This is a genomic window from Azospirillum sp. TSO22-1 (assembly GCF_003116015.1).
Classification (GTDB): Bacteria; Pseudomonadota; Alphaproteobacteria; order Azospirillales; family Azospirillaceae; genus Azospirillum.
This window is the reverse complement of sequence record NZ_LGQZ01000075.1, coordinates 1-14,791: the sequence shown is the minus strand read 5'-3', so window position 1 is coordinate 14,791 and position 14,791 is coordinate 1. Positions and strand designations below refer to the sequence as shown.

28 protein-coding genes are annotated in these 14,791 nt (G+C 66.3%); all 28 read right to left on the bottom strand.

The window, feature by feature from the left end; genetic code table 11:
- Window positions 1-24 precede the first annotated feature (24 nt).
- The gene (gene rplQ / locus TSO221_RS19130; RefSeq protein ID WP_109120117.1) at window positions 25-444 is read right to left on the bottom strand and encodes a 50S ribosomal protein L17; all 420 of its coding nucleotides are present in this window, start codon (window positions 442-444) and stop codon (window positions 25-27) included.
- Window positions 445-596: 152 nt separating this feature from the next.
- Window positions 597-1,616, bottom strand: a complete 1,020-nt coding sequence (locus TSO221_RS19125) for a DNA-directed RNA polymerase subunit alpha (RefSeq protein WP_109120116.1) — start codon at window positions 1,614-1,616, stop codon at window positions 597-599.
- Between the two features lie 131 nt (window positions 1,617-1,747).
- Window positions 1,748-2,146: a 30S ribosomal protein S11 gene (gene rpsK, locus TSO221_RS19120; protein ID WP_012974490.1), complete on the bottom strand. Its 399-nt coding sequence runs from the start codon at window positions 2,144-2,146 to the stop codon at window positions 1,748-1,750.
- Between the two features lie 12 nt (window positions 2,147-2,158).
- Window positions 2,159-2,527, bottom strand: coding sequence for a 30S ribosomal protein S13 (gene rpsM / locus TSO221_RS19115; RefSeq protein ID WP_109120115.1), 369 nt, complete (start codon window positions 2,525-2,527; stop codon window positions 2,159-2,161).
- Window positions 2,528-2,750: 223 nt separating this feature from the next.
- A complete protein-coding gene (locus TSO221_RS19110) occupies window positions 2,751-3,395 on the bottom strand; it encodes an adenylate kinase (RefSeq protein WP_109120114.1) in 645 nt (214 codons plus the stop codon).
- Complete coding sequence (secY, locus tag TSO221_RS19105; protein WP_109120113.1) at window positions 3,392-4,732, bottom strand: preprotein translocase subunit SecY; 1,341 nt, start codon at window positions 4,730-4,732, stop codon at window positions 3,392-3,394. The genes TSO221_RS19110 and secY overlap by 4 nt, the downstream gene beginning before the upstream one ends.
- Window positions 4,733-4,883: 151 nt before the next feature.
- Complete coding sequence (gene rplO, locus TSO221_RS19100) at window positions 4,884-5,369, bottom strand: 50S ribosomal protein L15 (RefSeq protein ID WP_109120112.1); 486 nt, start codon at window positions 5,367-5,369, stop codon at window positions 4,884-4,886.
- A 4-nt stretch (window positions 5,370-5,373) separates the two neighbouring features.
- Window positions 5,374-5,565, bottom strand: a complete 192-nt coding sequence (gene rpmD / locus TSO221_RS19095) for a 50S ribosomal protein L30 (RefSeq protein ID WP_109120111.1) — start codon at window positions 5,563-5,565, stop codon at window positions 5,374-5,376.
- Between the two features lie 2 nt (window positions 5,566-5,567).
- Entirely contained in the window at window positions 5,568-6,143 is a 576-nt protein-coding gene (gene rpsE / locus TSO221_RS19090) for a 30S ribosomal protein S5 (protein ID WP_109120110.1), read from the bottom strand.
- Window positions 6,144-6,156: 13 nt separating this feature from the next.
- The gene (gene rplR, locus TSO221_RS19085; protein WP_109120109.1) at window positions 6,157-6,519 is read right to left on the bottom strand and encodes a 50S ribosomal protein L18; all 363 of its coding nucleotides are present in this window, start codon (window positions 6,517-6,519) and stop codon (window positions 6,157-6,159) included.
- Between the two features lie 7 nt (window positions 6,520-6,526).
- Window positions 6,527-7,060, bottom strand: a complete 534-nt coding sequence (gene rplF, locus TSO221_RS19080; protein WP_109120108.1) for a 50S ribosomal protein L6 — start codon at window positions 7,058-7,060, stop codon at window positions 6,527-6,529.
- Between the two features lie 13 nt (window positions 7,061-7,073).
- Window positions 7,074-7,472, bottom strand: coding sequence for a 30S ribosomal protein S8 (gene rpsH, locus TSO221_RS19075; RefSeq protein WP_109120107.1), 399 nt, complete (start codon window positions 7,470-7,472; stop codon window positions 7,074-7,076).
- Between the two features lie 13 nt (window positions 7,473-7,485).
- Window positions 7,486-7,791, bottom strand: a complete 306-nt coding sequence (gene rpsN, locus TSO221_RS19070; protein ID WP_109120106.1) for a 30S ribosomal protein S14 — start codon at window positions 7,789-7,791, stop codon at window positions 7,486-7,488.
- A gap of 21 nt (window positions 7,792-7,812) precedes the next feature.
- Window positions 7,813-8,355, bottom strand: a complete 543-nt coding sequence (gene rplE / locus TSO221_RS19065) for a 50S ribosomal protein L5 (RefSeq protein ID WP_109120105.1) — start codon at window positions 8,353-8,355, stop codon at window positions 7,813-7,815.
- A gap of 11 nt (window positions 8,356-8,366) precedes the next feature.
- Window positions 8,367-8,687 (bottom strand): 50S ribosomal protein L24, encoded by a 321-nt coding sequence (rplX, locus tag TSO221_RS19060; RefSeq protein WP_211099133.1) that lies wholly within the window; start codon window positions 8,685-8,687, stop codon window positions 8,367-8,369.
- The gene (rplN, locus tag TSO221_RS19055; protein WP_109120103.1) at window positions 8,684-9,052 is read right to left on the bottom strand and encodes a 50S ribosomal protein L14; all 369 of its coding nucleotides are present in this window, start codon (window positions 9,050-9,052) and stop codon (window positions 8,684-8,686) included. Before rplN ends, rplX begins: the two co-directional genes overlap by 4 nt.
- Window positions 9,053-9,069: 17 nt before the next feature.
- On the bottom strand, window positions 9,070-9,324 hold the full coding sequence (gene rpsQ, locus TSO221_RS19050) for a 30S ribosomal protein S17 (RefSeq protein ID WP_109120102.1): 255 nt from the start codon (window positions 9,322-9,324) through the stop codon (window positions 9,070-9,072).
- A 14-nt stretch (window positions 9,325-9,338) separates the two neighbouring features.
- Window positions 9,339-9,545, bottom strand: a complete 207-nt coding sequence (gene rpmC / locus TSO221_RS19045) for a 50S ribosomal protein L29 (RefSeq protein ID WP_109120101.1) — start codon at window positions 9,543-9,545, stop codon at window positions 9,339-9,341.
- Window positions 9,542-9,973 carry a 50S ribosomal protein L16 gene (gene rplP / locus TSO221_RS19040; protein ID WP_109120100.1) on the bottom strand — a complete coding sequence of 144 codons (432 nt, stop codon included), beginning with the start codon at window positions 9,971-9,973 and terminating at the stop codon, window positions 9,542-9,544. Before rplP ends, rpmC begins: the two co-directional genes overlap by 4 nt.
- Window positions 9,974-9,985: 12 nt before the next feature.
- Complete coding sequence (gene rpsC / locus TSO221_RS19035) at window positions 9,986-10,753, bottom strand: 30S ribosomal protein S3 (RefSeq protein ID WP_109120099.1); 768 nt, start codon at window positions 10,751-10,753, stop codon at window positions 9,986-9,988.
- Between the two features lies 1 nt (window position 10,754).
- Window positions 10,755-11,147 carry a 50S ribosomal protein L22 gene (rplV, locus tag TSO221_RS19030; RefSeq protein WP_109120098.1) on the bottom strand — a complete coding sequence of 131 codons (393 nt, stop codon included), beginning with the start codon at window positions 11,145-11,147 and terminating at the stop codon, window positions 10,755-10,757.
- Between the two features lie 3 nt (window positions 11,148-11,150).
- On the bottom strand, window positions 11,151-11,429 hold the full coding sequence (rpsS, locus tag TSO221_RS19025; protein WP_109120097.1) for a 30S ribosomal protein S19: 279 nt from the start codon (window positions 11,427-11,429) through the stop codon (window positions 11,151-11,153).
- Window positions 11,430-11,441: 12 nt separating this feature from the next.
- Window positions 11,442-12,266, bottom strand: coding sequence for a 50S ribosomal protein L2 (rplB, locus tag TSO221_RS19020; RefSeq protein WP_109120096.1), 825 nt, complete (start codon window positions 12,264-12,266; stop codon window positions 11,442-11,444).
- A gap of 16 nt (window positions 12,267-12,282) precedes the next feature.
- Entirely contained in the window at window positions 12,283-12,600 is a 318-nt protein-coding gene (locus tag TSO221_RS19015; RefSeq protein WP_109120095.1) for a 50S ribosomal protein L23, read from the bottom strand.
- Complete coding sequence (gene rplD, locus TSO221_RS19010; protein ID WP_109120094.1) at window positions 12,597-13,217, bottom strand: 50S ribosomal protein L4; 621 nt, start codon at window positions 13,215-13,217, stop codon at window positions 12,597-12,599. The genes TSO221_RS19015 and rplD overlap by 4 nt, the downstream gene beginning before the upstream one ends.
- Before the next feature lie 5 nt (window positions 13,218-13,222).
- Entirely contained in the window at window positions 13,223-13,933 is a 711-nt protein-coding gene (rplC, locus tag TSO221_RS19005; protein ID WP_109120093.1) for a 50S ribosomal protein L3, read from the bottom strand.
- A 65-nt stretch (window positions 13,934-13,998) separates the two neighbouring features.
- Window positions 13,999-14,307: a 30S ribosomal protein S10 gene (gene rpsJ, locus TSO221_RS19000; protein ID WP_014241039.1), complete on the bottom strand. Its 309-nt coding sequence runs from the start codon at window positions 14,305-14,307 to the stop codon at window positions 13,999-14,001.
- 401 nt (window positions 14,308-14,708) lie between these two features.
- Window positions 14,709-14,791, bottom strand: an 83-nt coding sequence (locus TSO221_RS18995) for a hypothetical protein (protein WP_078767514.1), incomplete at its 5' end; no start/stop codon positions are given.

Below are 14,791 nucleotides of genomic sequence, written 5' to 3'. Positions count from 1 at the left end.
TATCACAACAGTGTTACACCGGTCTTACGACTCGGCGTCAGCCTCGGCGACCTCGACCGGGCCGCTGTCCTGGCCCTTGGCCTCCGGATCGCGGTCGACCAGCTCGATCACGCCCATGGCGGCGGCGTCGCCATAGCGGAAGCCGGCCTTCAGGACGCGGCTGTAGCCGCCCTGGCGGTCCTTGTAGCGCTCGGCCAGGGTGGTGAACAGCTTGGTCACCATGACGTCGTCGCGCAGCTGCGCGAACGCCAGGCGGCGGTTGGCGAGGCCACCCTGCTTGCCCAGCGTGATCAGCTTCTCGACGATCGGACGCAGCTCCTTGGCCTTGGGCAGGGTGGTCTTGATCTGCTCGTGCTTGATCAGCGCGTTCGCCATGTTCGAGAACATGGCCTTGCGGTGGGTGGTGGTCTTGCTCAGCTTACGTCCAGCAACGCCGTGACGCATGGCGATTCCCTCTCATGGCTTGGCCCCCCTCGGGGAGCCGATGGTGATCCCCACCGCCCCTAGAGCCGAAAACGGCCGGTACGGTGCGGGGCGGGCCGAAGCGGCCCTGGAAGAACGCCGGAGCCCTGCGGCCCCGGCGCGGCAACGGGTGCTTAGTACGGCTCTTCCAGACGCTTGGCCAGTTCCTCGATGTTCTCGGGCGGCCAGTTCGGGATTTCCATACCCAGGTGCAGGCCCATCTGGGCGAGCACTTCCTTGATCTCGTTCAGCGACTTGCGGCCGAAGTTCGGGGTGCGGAGCATCTCCGCCTCGGTCTTCTGCACCAGGTCGCCGATGTAGACGATGTTGTCGTTCTTCAGGCAGTTGGCCGAACGCACCGACAGCTCCAGCTCGTCCACCTTGCGGAGCAGGTTCTTGTTGAACGGAACCTCCTCGTGCTTCTCCTCGGCGACGTGGTGCGTCGGCTCCTCGAAGTTGATGAACAGCTGCAGCTGGTCCTGCAGGATGCGGGCGGCGAGCGCCACCGCGTCGTCCGGGCGGACGGCGCCGTTGGTCTCGATGCTCATCGACAGCTTGTCGTAGTCGGTGACCTGGCCGACGCGGGCGTTGTCGACCTTGTAGGAGACCTTGCGCACCGGCGAGAACAGCGCGTCCACCGGGATCAGGCCGATCGGCGCGTCCTCGGGGCGGTTCTGGCTGGCCGGGACGTAGCCCTTGCCGGTCTCGACCGTCAGCTCCATGTTCAGCCGCGCGCCGGAGTCCAGCGTGCAGATGACCAGATCCGGGTCCATGACCTGGATGTCGGCGCCGGTCTCGATCATGCCGGCCTTGACCTCGCCCGGGCCTTCGGCGCGCAGGCGCATGCGCTTCGGACCGTCGCCGTGCATGCGCAGGCCCATCGTCTTGATGTTCAGGACGATGTCGGTCACGTCCTCACGGACGCCGGGGATCGAGGAGAATTCGTGCAGCACGCCGTCGATGTGCACCGACGTGACGGCGGCGCCCTGGAGCGAGGAGAGCAGGACGCGGCGCAGCGCGTTGCCCAGCGTCAGGCCGAAGCCGCGCTCCAGCGGCTCGGCGACCAGGGTCGCGACGCGGTCGGCGTCGTCGCCCGGGTTGATCTCGAGCTTGGAGGGCTTGATCAGCTCTTGCCAGTTCTTCTGAAGGGCCACGGAGGTACCTCATGCCATCGGAGTGGAACGAACCCGCGGGGCCCGGTCCGTTCCAATGCAGCGGCGGCCGCGATGGCAGCGGCCGCCTGTCCCGGAACGGGGAGCCCCGCGGGTGCGGGTAGGCGCAGAAATCAGACGCGACGCTTCTTCGGCGGACGGACGCCGTTGTGCGGGATCGGCGTGACGTCGCGGATCGAGGTGATCTGGAAGCCGATCGACTGCAGAGCGCGCAGCGCCGACTCACGGCCCGAACCCGGACCCTTCACCTCGACCTCGAGGGTCTTCATGCCGTGCTCCTGGGCCTTGCGGCCGGCGTCCTCGGCAGCCACCTGGGCGGCGTAGGGGGTCGACTTGCGCGAACCCTTGAAGCCCATGGTGCCCGACGACGACCAGGCGATGGTGTTGCCCTGCGCGTCGGTGATGGTGATCATCGTGTTGTTGAACGAGGCGTTCACGTGCGCGACGCCGGCGGTGATGTTCTTGCGCTCGCGGCGGCGGAGGCGCTGCGAAGCGGCGGACGGCTTGGCCATGGACCGAGTTCCTTACTTCTTCTTGCCGGCGATCGGCTTGGCCGGACCCTTGCGGGTGCGGGCGTTCGTGTGAGTGCGCTGACCGTGGACCGGCAGGCCCTTGCGGTGGCGCAGGCCACGGTAGCAAGCCATGTCCATCAGACGCTTGATGTTCATCGCCGTTGCACGACGCAGGTCGCCTTCGACCTGGTAGTCGGCGTCGATGGTCTCGCGGATGCGCAGGACCTCGTCGTCGGTCAGCTGGTTCACGCGGCGCTCGGCCGGGATGCTCAGCTTGCTGCAGATTTCCTTAGCCTTGGCCGGGCCAATGCCGTGAATGTAGGTCAACCCGATCTCCACGCGCTTCTGCGCGGGGATGTTGACGCCAGCGATACGCGCCACGTTGCTCTCCTCGATATCTCAACGATGCCCGGACGGGCATCTACACACCGATCACGCCGCGAATCCGTTGCGCACGATTCGGGACGCAAAACGTCGCCCGGGGCCACTTTGGCCGCGGGAGGTGGTGGACTATAGAAAAATGCGGACGCTTGTCAAGCGCGCAAAACAGAAAGGGGCAGCCCGACGGCCGCCCCCCTTCCCTACTCCTTCGGCGACCCGGGCCTCAGGCCAGGATCGCGCCGATCTGCTCGGTCACCACGTCGATGTCGGCCATGCCGTCCACCGACTTCAGCACGCCCCGCTCCCGGTAGTACGGCAGGATCGGCGCGGTCTGCGCGTGGTACTGGTCGAGGCGGGTCTTCACCGTCTCGGCGTTGTCGTCGGCGCGGCGCTTGAACTCGGTCGAGCCGCAGACGTCGCACACGCCCTCGACCGCCGGCTTCTCGAACGAGTCGTGATAGCCCTTGCCGCACTTGGCGCAGGTGTAGCGGCCGGTGATGCGCTCGGTCAGCGCCGCGTCATCGACCTTCATCTCGATCACATGGTCGAGCTTCAGGCCCTTGTCGGCCAGCATCTTGTCGAGCGCCTCGGCCTGCGCCACCGTGCGCGGGAAGCCGTCGAGGATGAAGCCGGCCTTGACGTCCGGCTGGTCGATCCGGTCGGAGATCATCTGGATGACCAGCTCGTCCGGGACGAGCTTGCCGGCCGTCATGATCTCCTTGGCCTGCTGGCCGAGCGGGCTGCCGCTGGCGACGAGCGCCCGCAGCATGTCGCCGGTGGAGAGCTGCACGAGGCCGCGCGCGTCCTCGAGACGGCGGGCCTGGGTTCCCTTACCCGCACCCGGCGGACCAAGCAGGATCAAATTCATTTCTTCCCCCGAAGCTTCGCTTTCTTGATCAACCCCTCGTACTGGTGAGCCAGCAGATGGGAGTGGATCTGACCGACCGTGTCCATCGTGACCGACACCACGATCAGCAGACTGGTGCCGCCGAAATAGAACGGAACGGACTGCTGGGCAATCAGAAACTCGGGCAGCAGGCAGACCACCACCAGGTAGGCGGAGCCGATCACCGTCAGCCGGGTCAGCACGTAGTCCAGGTAGTCCGACGTGTTCTTGCCCGGACGGATGCCCGGGATGAAGCCGCCGTACTTGCGCAGGTTGTCGGCCGTCTCGGTCGGGTTGAAGACGATGGCGGTGTAGAAGAAGCAGAAGAAGACGATCAGCGCGGCGTACAGGAACATGTAGACCGGCGTGCCGTGCGCGATGATGCGCGACACCGTCTGCAGCCATTCCGGCCCCTCGCCGCCGGCGAAGCCGACCGCGGTCAGCGGCAGCAGCAGCAGCGACGACGCGAAGATCGGCGGGATGACGCCGGAGGTGTTGAGCTTCAGCGGCAGGTGCGTCGATTCGCCGCCCATCATGCGGTTGCCCATCTGGCGCTTGGGGTACTGCACCAGCAGGCGGCGCTGCGCGCGCTCCATGAAGACGATGAAGAACACCACGCCGACCGCCATCAGCAGCATGAAGATGATGAAGACGGTGGAGAGCGCGCCGGTGCGGCCCAGCTCCAGCGTGCTGGCCAGCGCCTTCGGCAGCTCGGCGACGATGCCCGCGAAGATGATCAGCGAGGTGCCGTTGCCGATGCCGCGGGCGGTGATCTGCTCGCCCAGCCACATCAGGAACAGCGTGCCGCCGACCAGCGTCACCACGGCGGTCAGGCGGAAGAACATCCCCGGATCGTGCACCGCCGGGCCCAGCGACCCGGTCATGCTCTCCATGCCCACGGCGATGCCCCAGGCCTGCACGGTGGCCAGCAGCACGGTGCCGTAGCGGGTGTACTGGTTGAGCTTCTTGCGGCCGGCCTCACCTTCCTTCTTCAGCGCCTCCATCTGCGGCGACACGGCGGTCAGCAGCTGCACGATGATGGACGCCGAGATGTACGGCATGATGTTGAGCGCGAAGATGGTCATGCGCTGCAACGCGCCGCCGGCCAGCATGTCGAACATGCCGAGGATGCCGCCGCCCTGGCGGCGGAAGACGTCGGCGAGAATGTTGGGATCGATGCCCGGCAGCGGGATGTAGGTGCCCAGGCGGTAGATGATCAGGGCGCCCAGGGTGAACCAGATGCGCTTCTTCAGCTCGGTCGCTTTCGCGAACGCGCCGAAGTTGATGTTCGCGGCAAGCTGTTCGGCCGCAGATGCCATGGCTGCTATCCCCCGATCCAAACTTTATGGGGCCCGAATTGAGTATGGGCCACTCGTGCGGACGGGGCGGCCCTGGACCAGGACCGCCCCTCGCATGGTCGCTTCTAGGTGAGGGAACCGCCCTCCCCCGTCAAGGGTCGAGCGCGTCCGATCACTCGGCCGCTTCGGCCTTCGGCTCGGTCACCGTCACGGTGCCGCCGGCCTTCTCGACGGCCTCGACGGCCGCCTGGGAAGCGCCGGTCACGGTGACGTTCACCTTGGCGGTGAGCGCCCCCTTGGCCAGCAGGCGGACGCCGTCCACCTTCGCCTTGCCCACCAGGCCGGCGGCCTGCAGGGCCGCGGCGTCGATGGCGTTGGCGATGTCCAGCTTGCCCGCGTCGATCGCCTTCTGGATCGAGCCCAGGTTGACGACCGCGTACACCTTGCGGAACGGCTTGCTGAAGCCCCGCTTCGGCAGACGGCGGTGCAGCGGCATCTGGCCGCCTTCGAAGCCGTTGATGGCGACGCCGGTGCGCGAGGTCTGACCCTTCACGCCGCGGCCCGCGGTCTTGCCCTTGCCCGAGCCGATACCGCGGCCGACGCGCATGCGCTCCTTGCGGGCACCGGGGTTGTCCCGGAGATCATTGAGCTTGGTCATGCCTTCAGCCCTCGTTCTCGACGCGGACCAGATGCGCGACCTTGGCGATCATGCCGCGCACGGCCGGAGTGTCCTCCAGCTCGCGGGTCCGGTGCAGCTTGTTCAGGCCCAGACCGACCAGCGTGTCCCGCTGGTCCTTGCGGCGGCCGATCGGGCTGCCGGTCTGGGTGATGACGACGGTCTTCTTGTCGGCCATGATCACGCCTCCTGGGCGCCGGCGCCGGCGCCGGTCTCGCGCTTGCCAAGGATGTCGCTGACGCGACGGCCGCGGCGGGCGGCCACCGAACGCGGGCTGACCACCTGGGTCAGCGCGTCGAAGGTCGCCTTGATCATGTTGTGCGGGTTCGAGGTGCCGATCGACTTGGTCACCACGTCGGCCACGCCGAGCGCCTCGAAGATGGCGCGCATCGGGCCACCCGCGATGATGCCGGTACCGGCCGGAGCCGCGCGCAGCACGACCTTGCCGGCACCGTAGTGACCGAAGGTGTCGTGATGCAGGGTGCGGCCCTCGCGCAGCGGAACGCGGATCATGCCGCGCTTCGCCTGGTCGGTCGCCTTGCGGATCGCCTCGGGAACCTCGCGGGCCTTGCCGGAGCCGTAGCCGACGCGGCCCTTGCCGTCACCGACGATGACCAGGGCGGCGAAGCCGAAGCGACGGCCACCCTTCACCACCTTGGCGACGCGGTTGATCCCGACGAGCTTCTCGATCAGCTCGCTCTCTTCACGCTCACGCGGCTGCCGATCGCGGTCGCCCCGTTCTCTTTCACGTGCCATATCAGGGACTCCCTTAGAACGACAGCCCGCCCTCGCGGGCGGCCTCGGCCAGGGCCTTGACCCGACCGTGGTAAAGGTTGCCGCCGCGGTCGAAGACGACCTCGGAGACGCCGGCAGCCTTCGCACGCTCGGCGATCAGAGCGCCGATGCGCTTGGCCGCCTCGACGTTGCCGCCGTGCTTGAGCTGGGCCCGCAGATCCTTCTCCAGCGATGAGGCGGCGGCGACCGTGCGGCCGCCGGCATCGTCGATGATCTGGGCGTAGATGTGCAGGTTGGTGCGGTGGATGGACAGGCGAGGCCGCCCGCCAGCCTTCTTCGCGATCTGAGCGCGCACGCGTTGCTTGCGACGCTCCTGGAGTTGCTTGGAGTTCAGCATGGCGGGCCTACTTCTTCTTGCCTTCCTTGCGGAGGATGGTCTCGGTGTCGTACTTGATGCCCTTGCCCTTGTACGGCTCCGGCTTCTTCCAAGCGCGGATCTCGGCAGCCACCTGCCCGACCTTCTGCTTGTCGTAGCCGCTCACCGAAATGGCGGTGGGCTTGTCGCACTTGATCGAGATGCCCTCCGGGATCGGGAACTTGACGTCGTGCGAATAGCCGAGCTGCATGACCAGCTCCTGCCCCTGCACGGCGGCACGGTAGCCGACGCCGTTGATCTCCATGTTGATCGTGTAGCCCTGCGACACGCCGACGACCAGGTTGTTCACCAGGGTCCGCGAGGTGGCCCACATGACGCGGCCGCGCTTGCTGTCGTTGCGGGGCTTGACGACGACCTTGCCGTCCTCGAGGGAGGCGAGGATGTCGTCGATCAGGGTCACGCTGAGCTGACCCAGCTTGCCCTTGGCGGTGACGGTCTGACCGGAGACGCTGACGTCGACTCCGGCCGGGACGGCCACCGGATGCTTGCCAATGCGTGACATCGGGTGAGCCTCCTTAGAACACGCGGCAGAGGACTTCGCCGCCGACGTTGGCGGCGCGGGCCTCGTTGTCCGACATGACACCGCGCGGCGTCGAGAGGATCGCGATGCCGAGGCCGTTGTAGACCCGCTGCATGTCGGCGATCTTCGAGTAGACGCGGCGACCGGGCTTCGACACGCGGGAGATCTCCTTAATGACAGGCTCTCCCTCGTGGTACTTCAGCTCGATCTTCAGGTTGCTCACGCCCGGACGCACTTCTTCCTGGGCGTAGCCACGGATGTAGCCTTCGCGCTTCAGCACCTCCAGCACGGACGTGCGGAGCTTGGAAGCCGGGCTTTCCACAGACGACATGCGTGCACGCTGGCCGTTGCGGATGCGGGTCAGCATATCGCCGAGGGGATCGCTCAAAGCCATCTTGCGGTCCTCCTTACCAGCTCGACTTCACCATGCCCGGGATCTGGCCGGTGGAGGCCAGCTCGCGGAGCGCGATGCGCGACAGTTTGAACTTGCGGTAGAAAGCGCGCGGACGACCGGACAGCTCACACCGGTTGCGGATACGCACCTTCGACGAATTGCGGGGAAGCTCAGCGAGCTTCAGACGGGCCTGGAACTGCTCCTCGGGCGAGAGCGAGCGGTCCCTGGCGATCGCCTTCAGCTTGGCGCGCTTGTTGGCGAACTGCTTCACCAGCTTGGCGCGGCGCTTGTTCTTCTCGACAGCGCTGGTCTTAGCCATGGATGTACTTGCTCCTGCCTATCAGGCCACGAACGGCATGTCGAAGCCCTTGAGGAGGGCCTTGGCCTCCTTGTCGGTCTTCGCCGAGGTGACGATGATGATGTCCATGCCGCGGATCTGATCGATCTTGTCGTAATCGATCTCCGGGAAAATGATCTGCTCCTTCAGGCCCATGGCGTAGTTGCCACGGCCGTCGAAGCTCGTCCCCGACACGCCGCGGAAGTCGCGGACGCGCGGCAGCGCGATGGTGACCAGACGGTCCAGGAACTCGTACATGCGCTCGCGGCGCAGCGTCACCTTGCAGCCGATCGCCATGTTCTCGCGCAGCTTGAACTGGGCGATCGACTTGCGCGACTTGGTGATCACCGGCTTCTGGCCGGAGATGGCCTGCAGTTCGGCGACGGCGCTCTGGATCTTCTTGGAGTCGGCGACGGCTTCGCCGACGCCCATGTTGATGACGATCTTCTCGAGCCGCGGAACTTCGAGATCGTTCCCGTAGCCGAACTCGCTCTTGAGCGCGGCGCGGATCTTGGAGTCGTAGATTTCCTTAAGACGTGCAGCCATGGTCCGGCCCCTCAAAGATCGATGGTCTCGCCGGACCGCTTGGCGACACGCACCTTGCGGCCGTCCTCAAGGACCTTGAAGCCGACGCGGGTCGGCTTGCCGTCCTTGGGATCGACGTGAGCGACGTTGGAGACGTGGATCGGCGCCTCGATCTCGACGATGCCGCCCTGCGAGCGGGCCGACGGACGGGTGTGCTTCTTGACGACGTTCACACCCGCAACGACGACGCGCGCCTCCTTGGGGAGCACCTTCACGACCTCGCCGGTCTTGCCCTTGTCCTTGCCGGACAGGACGACGACCTTGTCCTTGGTCTTGATCTTCTGGGCCATCACAGCACCTCCGGCGCCAGCGAGATGATCTTCATGAACTTCTTCGCGCGCAGCTCGCGGGTGACCGGCCCGAAGATACGGGTGCCGATCGGCTCGCCCTGCTTGTTGATCAGCACGGCGGCGTTGCGGTCGAAGCGGATCGCCGAACCATCGTCGCGGCGCAGTTCCTTCGCGGTGCGGACGATGACGGCGCGATGCACGTCGCCCTTCTTGACGCGGCCCTTCGGAATCGCCTCCTTGACCGACACCACGATGATGTCGCCCACGGAAGCCACCTTCCGCTTGGAACCGCCAAGCACCTTGATGCACTGCACCCGGCGCGCCCCGCTATTGTCGGCGACTTCCAGGTTGGTTTGCATCTGAATCATGGATTAGACCTTTCTAATCACGCGGCGCCGGTCGAGCCGGCGGACTCCGTCACGACCGTCCAACGCTTGCGCTTGGAGATCGGACGGCACTCGATGATCGAGACGGTATCGCCGGCCTTGAACGAGTTGTTCTCGTCGTGGGCGGCGTACTTCTTCGACTGACGGATGAACTTCTTGTACACGGGGTGCATCACGCGACGCTCGACGAGGACGATCACCGTCTTGTCGCCCTTGTCGCTGACCACCGTGCCCTGCAGAACGCGGCGAGGCATTGGCAGTCTCCCTCTTACTTCGCGGCCGCGGCGGCGTTGGCACGCTCGCCGAGGATGGTCTTGATGCGCGCGATGTCGCGACGCACCGTACGAACCCGCGCGGTGTTCTCCAGCTGGCCGGAGGCCTTCTGGAAGCGCAGGTTGAACTGCTCCTTCTTGAGCTGGAGGAGCTGGTCGTTCAGCTCGTCCACGCTCTTGGTACGGATGTCCTGGGCCTTCATGCCGCAGTCTCCTCAGCACCGCCGAGGCGGGTGACGATCTTGGTCTTGATCGGCAGCTTGGCAGCCGCCAGCTCGAACGCCAGCTTGGCCACGTCGAACGGGACGCCGTCCAGCTCGAACATGATGCGGCCGGGCTTGACGCGGGCCGCCCAGTACTCGGGCGAACCCTTACCGGAGCCCATGCGGACCTCGGCCGGCTTGCTGGTGACCGGGACGTCCGGGAAGATGCGGATCCAGACGCGGCCCTGACGCTTCATGGCGCGGGTGATCGCGCGGCGGGCCGCCTCGATCTGCCGGGCGGTGACGCGCTCGGGCTCCAGGGCCTTGAGGCCGTAGGCGCCGAAGTTCAGCTCGTAGCCGCCCTTCGCCACGCCGTGGATGCGGCCCTTGAAGGCCTTGCGGTACTTCGTACGCTTGGGGGAAAGCATCGCTCTATCCCTTTACTCGCTGGCGCCGCGGCGATCGCGGCGGTCGCGGCGGTCGCCACGATCCTCGCGGTCGCGGCGCTCGCGGCGCGGCTGGTGCTCGCCGTCGGTGGAGACCGGCTCGCCGGCCATACGCTTGTCCTGGGCCATCGGATCGTGGGCCAGGATCTCGCCCTTGAACACCCACACCTTGACACCGCAGGTGCCGTAGGTGGTCTTGGCGGTGCCGATGCCGTAGTCGATGTCCGCGCGCAGCGTGTGCAGCGGAACGCGACCCTCGCGGTACCACTCCATGCGGGCGATCTCCGCACCGCCCAGACGACCCGAGCAGTTGATGCGGATGCCCTGGGCGCCGAGACGCATGGCCGACTGCACGGCGCGCTTCATGGCGCGACGGAAGGCGACGCGGCGCTCGAGCTGGCTGGCGATGTTCTCGGCGATCAGGCGGGCGTCGATCTCCGGCTTGCGGATCTCGATGATGTTCAGGCTCACTTCCGAGCCCGTCATCTTCGCCAGTTCGCCGCGCAGCTTCTCGATGTCCGCGCCCTTCTTGCCGATCACCACGCCCGGACGGGCCGAGTGGATGGTGACGCGGGCCTTCTTGGCCGGACGCTCGATGACGACGCGCGAGCAGCCGGCCTGCTTGAGGCGCTCCTGCAGGAACTCACGCAGCTTCAGGTCCTGGTGCAGCAGCTTGGCGTAGTCGCGACCGGCGAACCAGCGGCTGTCCCAGGTGCGGTTGATGCCGACCCGCAGGCCGATCGGATTGACTTTCTGACCCATCTTACTCGGCCCCTTCGGCGGCTTCCTCGCGCTCGCGCACGATGATCGTCAGGTTGGAGAACGGCTTCATGACGCGGGCGCCACGGCCGCGGGCGCGGGCGTGGAAGCGCTTCATCACGAGAGCCTTACCCACCGTGGCGGTCGCGACGTAGAGCTTGTCCACGTCGAGCTGGTGGTTGTTCTCCGCGTTGGCGATGGCCGCCTGCAGAACCTTCTTCACCTGGCCGGCGATGCGGCGCTTGGAGAAGGTCAGCTCGGCGACGGCACGGCTGGCGTCCATGTTGCGGATCAGCTGGGCGACGAGGTTGAGCTTCCGCGGGCTCGTCCGGATCATCGGATCGAACGCCTTGGCCTCGTTCTCAGCGGTGCGGCTGGGATTGGCGGGCTTGCCCATCGGTTACTTCCTCTTCGCCTTCTTGTCCGCCGCGTGGCCGTAGAAGGTCCGCGTCGGAGAGAATTCGCCGAACTTGTGGCCGATCATGTTCTCGGTCACCAGCACCGGCAGAAACTTATGGCCGTTGTAAACGCCGAACGTGAGCCCGACGAACTGCGGCAGGATGGTCGAACGACGGGACCAGATCTTGATGATCTCGTTGCGGCCCGAAGCCCGCGACTTCTCCGCCTTCTTCAGCAGATAGCCGTCGATGAACGGACCCTTCCAAACGGAACGTGCCACGGTCCGACCTCCTTACTTCGTCCGACGGCGCAGGATCAGGCCGTCGGTCTTCTTGTTGTGACGCGTCTTCTTGCCCTTGGTCGGCTTGCCCCACGGCGTGACCGGGTGGCGGCCGCCCGAGGTGCGCCCCTCACCACCACCGTGCGGGTGGTCGATCGGGTTCATGGCGACGCCGCGGACCGCCGGGCGCTGACCGAGCCAGCGGTTGCGGCCGGCCTTGCCCAGATTGGTGTTCATCTGGTCCGGGTTCGACACGGCGCCGATGGTGGCCATGCAGTCGCCGCGCACCACGCGAACCTCGCCCGAGGGCAGCTTCAGCTGGGCGTAGCCGCTGTCGCGGCCGACCAGCTGCAGGTAGGTGCCGGCCGAGCGGGCGATCTGGCCGCCCTTGCCGGGCTTCAGCTCGACGTTGTGCACGATCGAGCCGACCGGGATGCTCCGCAGCGGCATCGCGTTGCCGGGCTTCACGTCCACGCGCTCGCCGGAGATCACGGTGTCGCCCACCTTGATGCGCTGCGGCGCCAGGATGTAGGACAGCGTGCCGTCGGCGTACTTGATCAGCGCGATGAAGGCGGTCCGGTTCGGATCGTACTCCAGGCGCTCGACCGTCGCCGGGACGTCGAACTTGCGGCGCTTGAAGTCCACCAGACGGTAGACGCGCTTGTGACCGCCACCCATGCGACGGGCGGTGATGCGGCCGGTGTTGTTACGCCCGCCGGACTTGGACAGACCCTCGGTGAGGGCCTTGACCGGCTTGCCCTTGTACAGCTCCGAGCGGTCGACGATGACCAGCTGGCGGAGCGACGGCGTAATCGGGCGGTATTGCTTCAGAGCCATCGGATCACACTCCCGCTCAGATGCCCGTGGTCACGTCGATCTTGTTCCCCTCGGCGAGGGTCACGACGGCCTTCTTGAAGTCCGAGCGACGGCCTTCGATGCCGCGGAAACGCTTGGTCTTGCCCTTGGAGATGAGCGTGTTCACCGCCGTAACCTTGACGTTGAACAGGCCTTCCACGGCAGCCTTGATTTCCGGCTTCGAGGCGGAGAGCGGCACCCGGAAGGTCACCTGGTTGTGCTCCGACGCCATCGTCGACTTCTCGGTGATCACCGGCGCCAGGATGAGGTCGTACATCCGCTCGCGGCTCACCGCAGGTTTCGACTGCTTGCTCATTTCAGACGAGCCTCCAGCTGCTCGACCGCGTTGCGGGTCAGGACCAGCGTGTCGCGGCGAAGAATGTCGTAGACGTTGGCGCCCTGCTCCGGCAGCACGTCCACCAACGGGATGTTGCGCGAGGCCTTGACGAAGTTCTCGTCGAGGTTCGCACCGTCGATGAACAGCACCGAGGTCAGGCCCAGCTTGGCGAAGCGGGCGACGAGCTCCTTCGTCTTGTGCGACTCGGCGGTGGCCGCGTCGAGGACGATGAGCTTGCCGTCGGCAGCCTTGGCCGACAGGGCGGTCTTGAGCGCCAGCTTGCGGACCTTCTTGGTCAGGCCGTGCTCGTGCGAGCGGACGACCGGGCCGAAGATGGTCGCGCCGCCGCGGAACTGCGGCGAGCGGGTCGAGCCCTGGCGGGCGCGGCCGGTGCCCTTCTGCTTGTACGGCTTCTTGGTGGTGCCGCGGATCTCGCTGATGCCCTTGGTCTTGTGGGTACCGGCGCGGCGCTTGGCCAGCTGCCAGTTGACCATGCGGTGCAGCAGGTCGCTGCGGACCTGGAGGCCGAAGATCTCGTCGGCGAGCTCGATCTCGCCCACGGCTTCGTTGTTCAGGTTCTTGATGGTGGCCTTCATCGATCTCACTCCTGCGCCGCGGCCGGGGCTTCACCCGCCGGGGCAGCCTTGATCGCCGCCGGGAACGGCAGGCCGTCCGGCTGCTTGCGCTTCACGGCGTCGCGGATCTTGACCCAGCCGCCTTCGCTGCCGGGGACCGCGCCCTTGACCAGGATGAGACCGCGGCTCTCGTCCACCGAGACGACCTTCAGGTTCATCACGGTGACCGTCTCGTCGCCGAGGTGGCCGGCCATCTTCTTGTTCTTGAAGACCTTGCCGGGATCCTGGCGGTTACCGGTGGAGCCATGCGAACGGTGCGACACGGACACGCCGTGGGTGGCACGCAGACCGCCGAAGTTCCAGCGCTTCATGGCGCCGGCGAAGCCCTTACCGATGGAGGTGCCCTGCACGTCCACGAACTGGCCGGGGATGAAGTGGGCGACCGACAGCTCGGCACCGACCTCGATCAGCGCGTCGGGGGTGACGCGGAATTCGACCAGCTTGCGCTTCGGCTCGACGCGCGCCTTGGCGAAATGCCCGCGCATCGGCTGCGTCACGTTCTTCACCTTGATCGCGCCGGCGCCGAGCTGAACGGCGGTGTAGCCGTCCTTGTCCTCGGTGCGAACGGCGACGACCTGGCAGTTGTCCACTTTCAGCACAGTCACCGGAACGTGCTCGCCCTCATCCGTGAAGATGCGGGTCATGCCCAGCTTCTGTGCGATCAGACCGGATCGCATTCTTGTTGTCTCCTTGCCAGGGACATCCGTTGGTGGAGAGGTCCCTTAACGACTCAAAACCAGACTTAGAGCTTGATCTCGACGTCCACGCCGGCGGCGAGGTCGAGCTTCATCAGCGCGTCCACCGTCTGCGGGGTCGGGTCCACGATGTCCAGGAGCCGCTTGTGGGTGCGGATCTCGAACTGCTCGCGGGACTTCTTGTCCACATGCGGCGAACGGTTGACGGTGAACTTTTCGATCTGCGTCGGCAGCGGGATCGGACCCCGCACGCGCGCGCCGGTCCGCTTGGCGGTGTTCACGATCTCGCTGGTCGACTGGTCGAGCACGCGATGATCGAACGCCTTCAGGCGAATACGGATGTTCTGACTATCCATGTCCAAACGTCCCTTACACAACGTGGCGGTGGCGCCGAGCGCCATCCGAACCTTGAACCTTGACCGGCAGGCCGGCCGCGCGTTTCCGCCCTGGCCGACCCGGTCGGAGGACCCGGCGGCGGCGTGCTCGGCAATGCAGGAACCGATGACGAAAAAAGAACACCCCGCCGCGGGTTGCGCGGATCGGGATGTTTTTGGCCGGGTTCGCTTGGAACTCCAGCGCGCTTCTTCGTATCGGGCTGCGTCTAGGCCGAACCTGCCTACCACCAACCCTCAAACCAGAGGCCGGATGTTTATGCCCTGGCGGACCGGCTGTCAACCGGAATTCCACAGATGGTCACAAAAGCAAAAAGCCGCCGGCCCGAAGGCCGACGGCTTCCACCTTACGGCTGTTTAGGCCGTTACTCGATGATCTTGGCAACCACGCCGGCGCCGACGGTGCGGCCGCCCTCGCGGATGGCGAAGCGCAGACCCTCGTCCATGG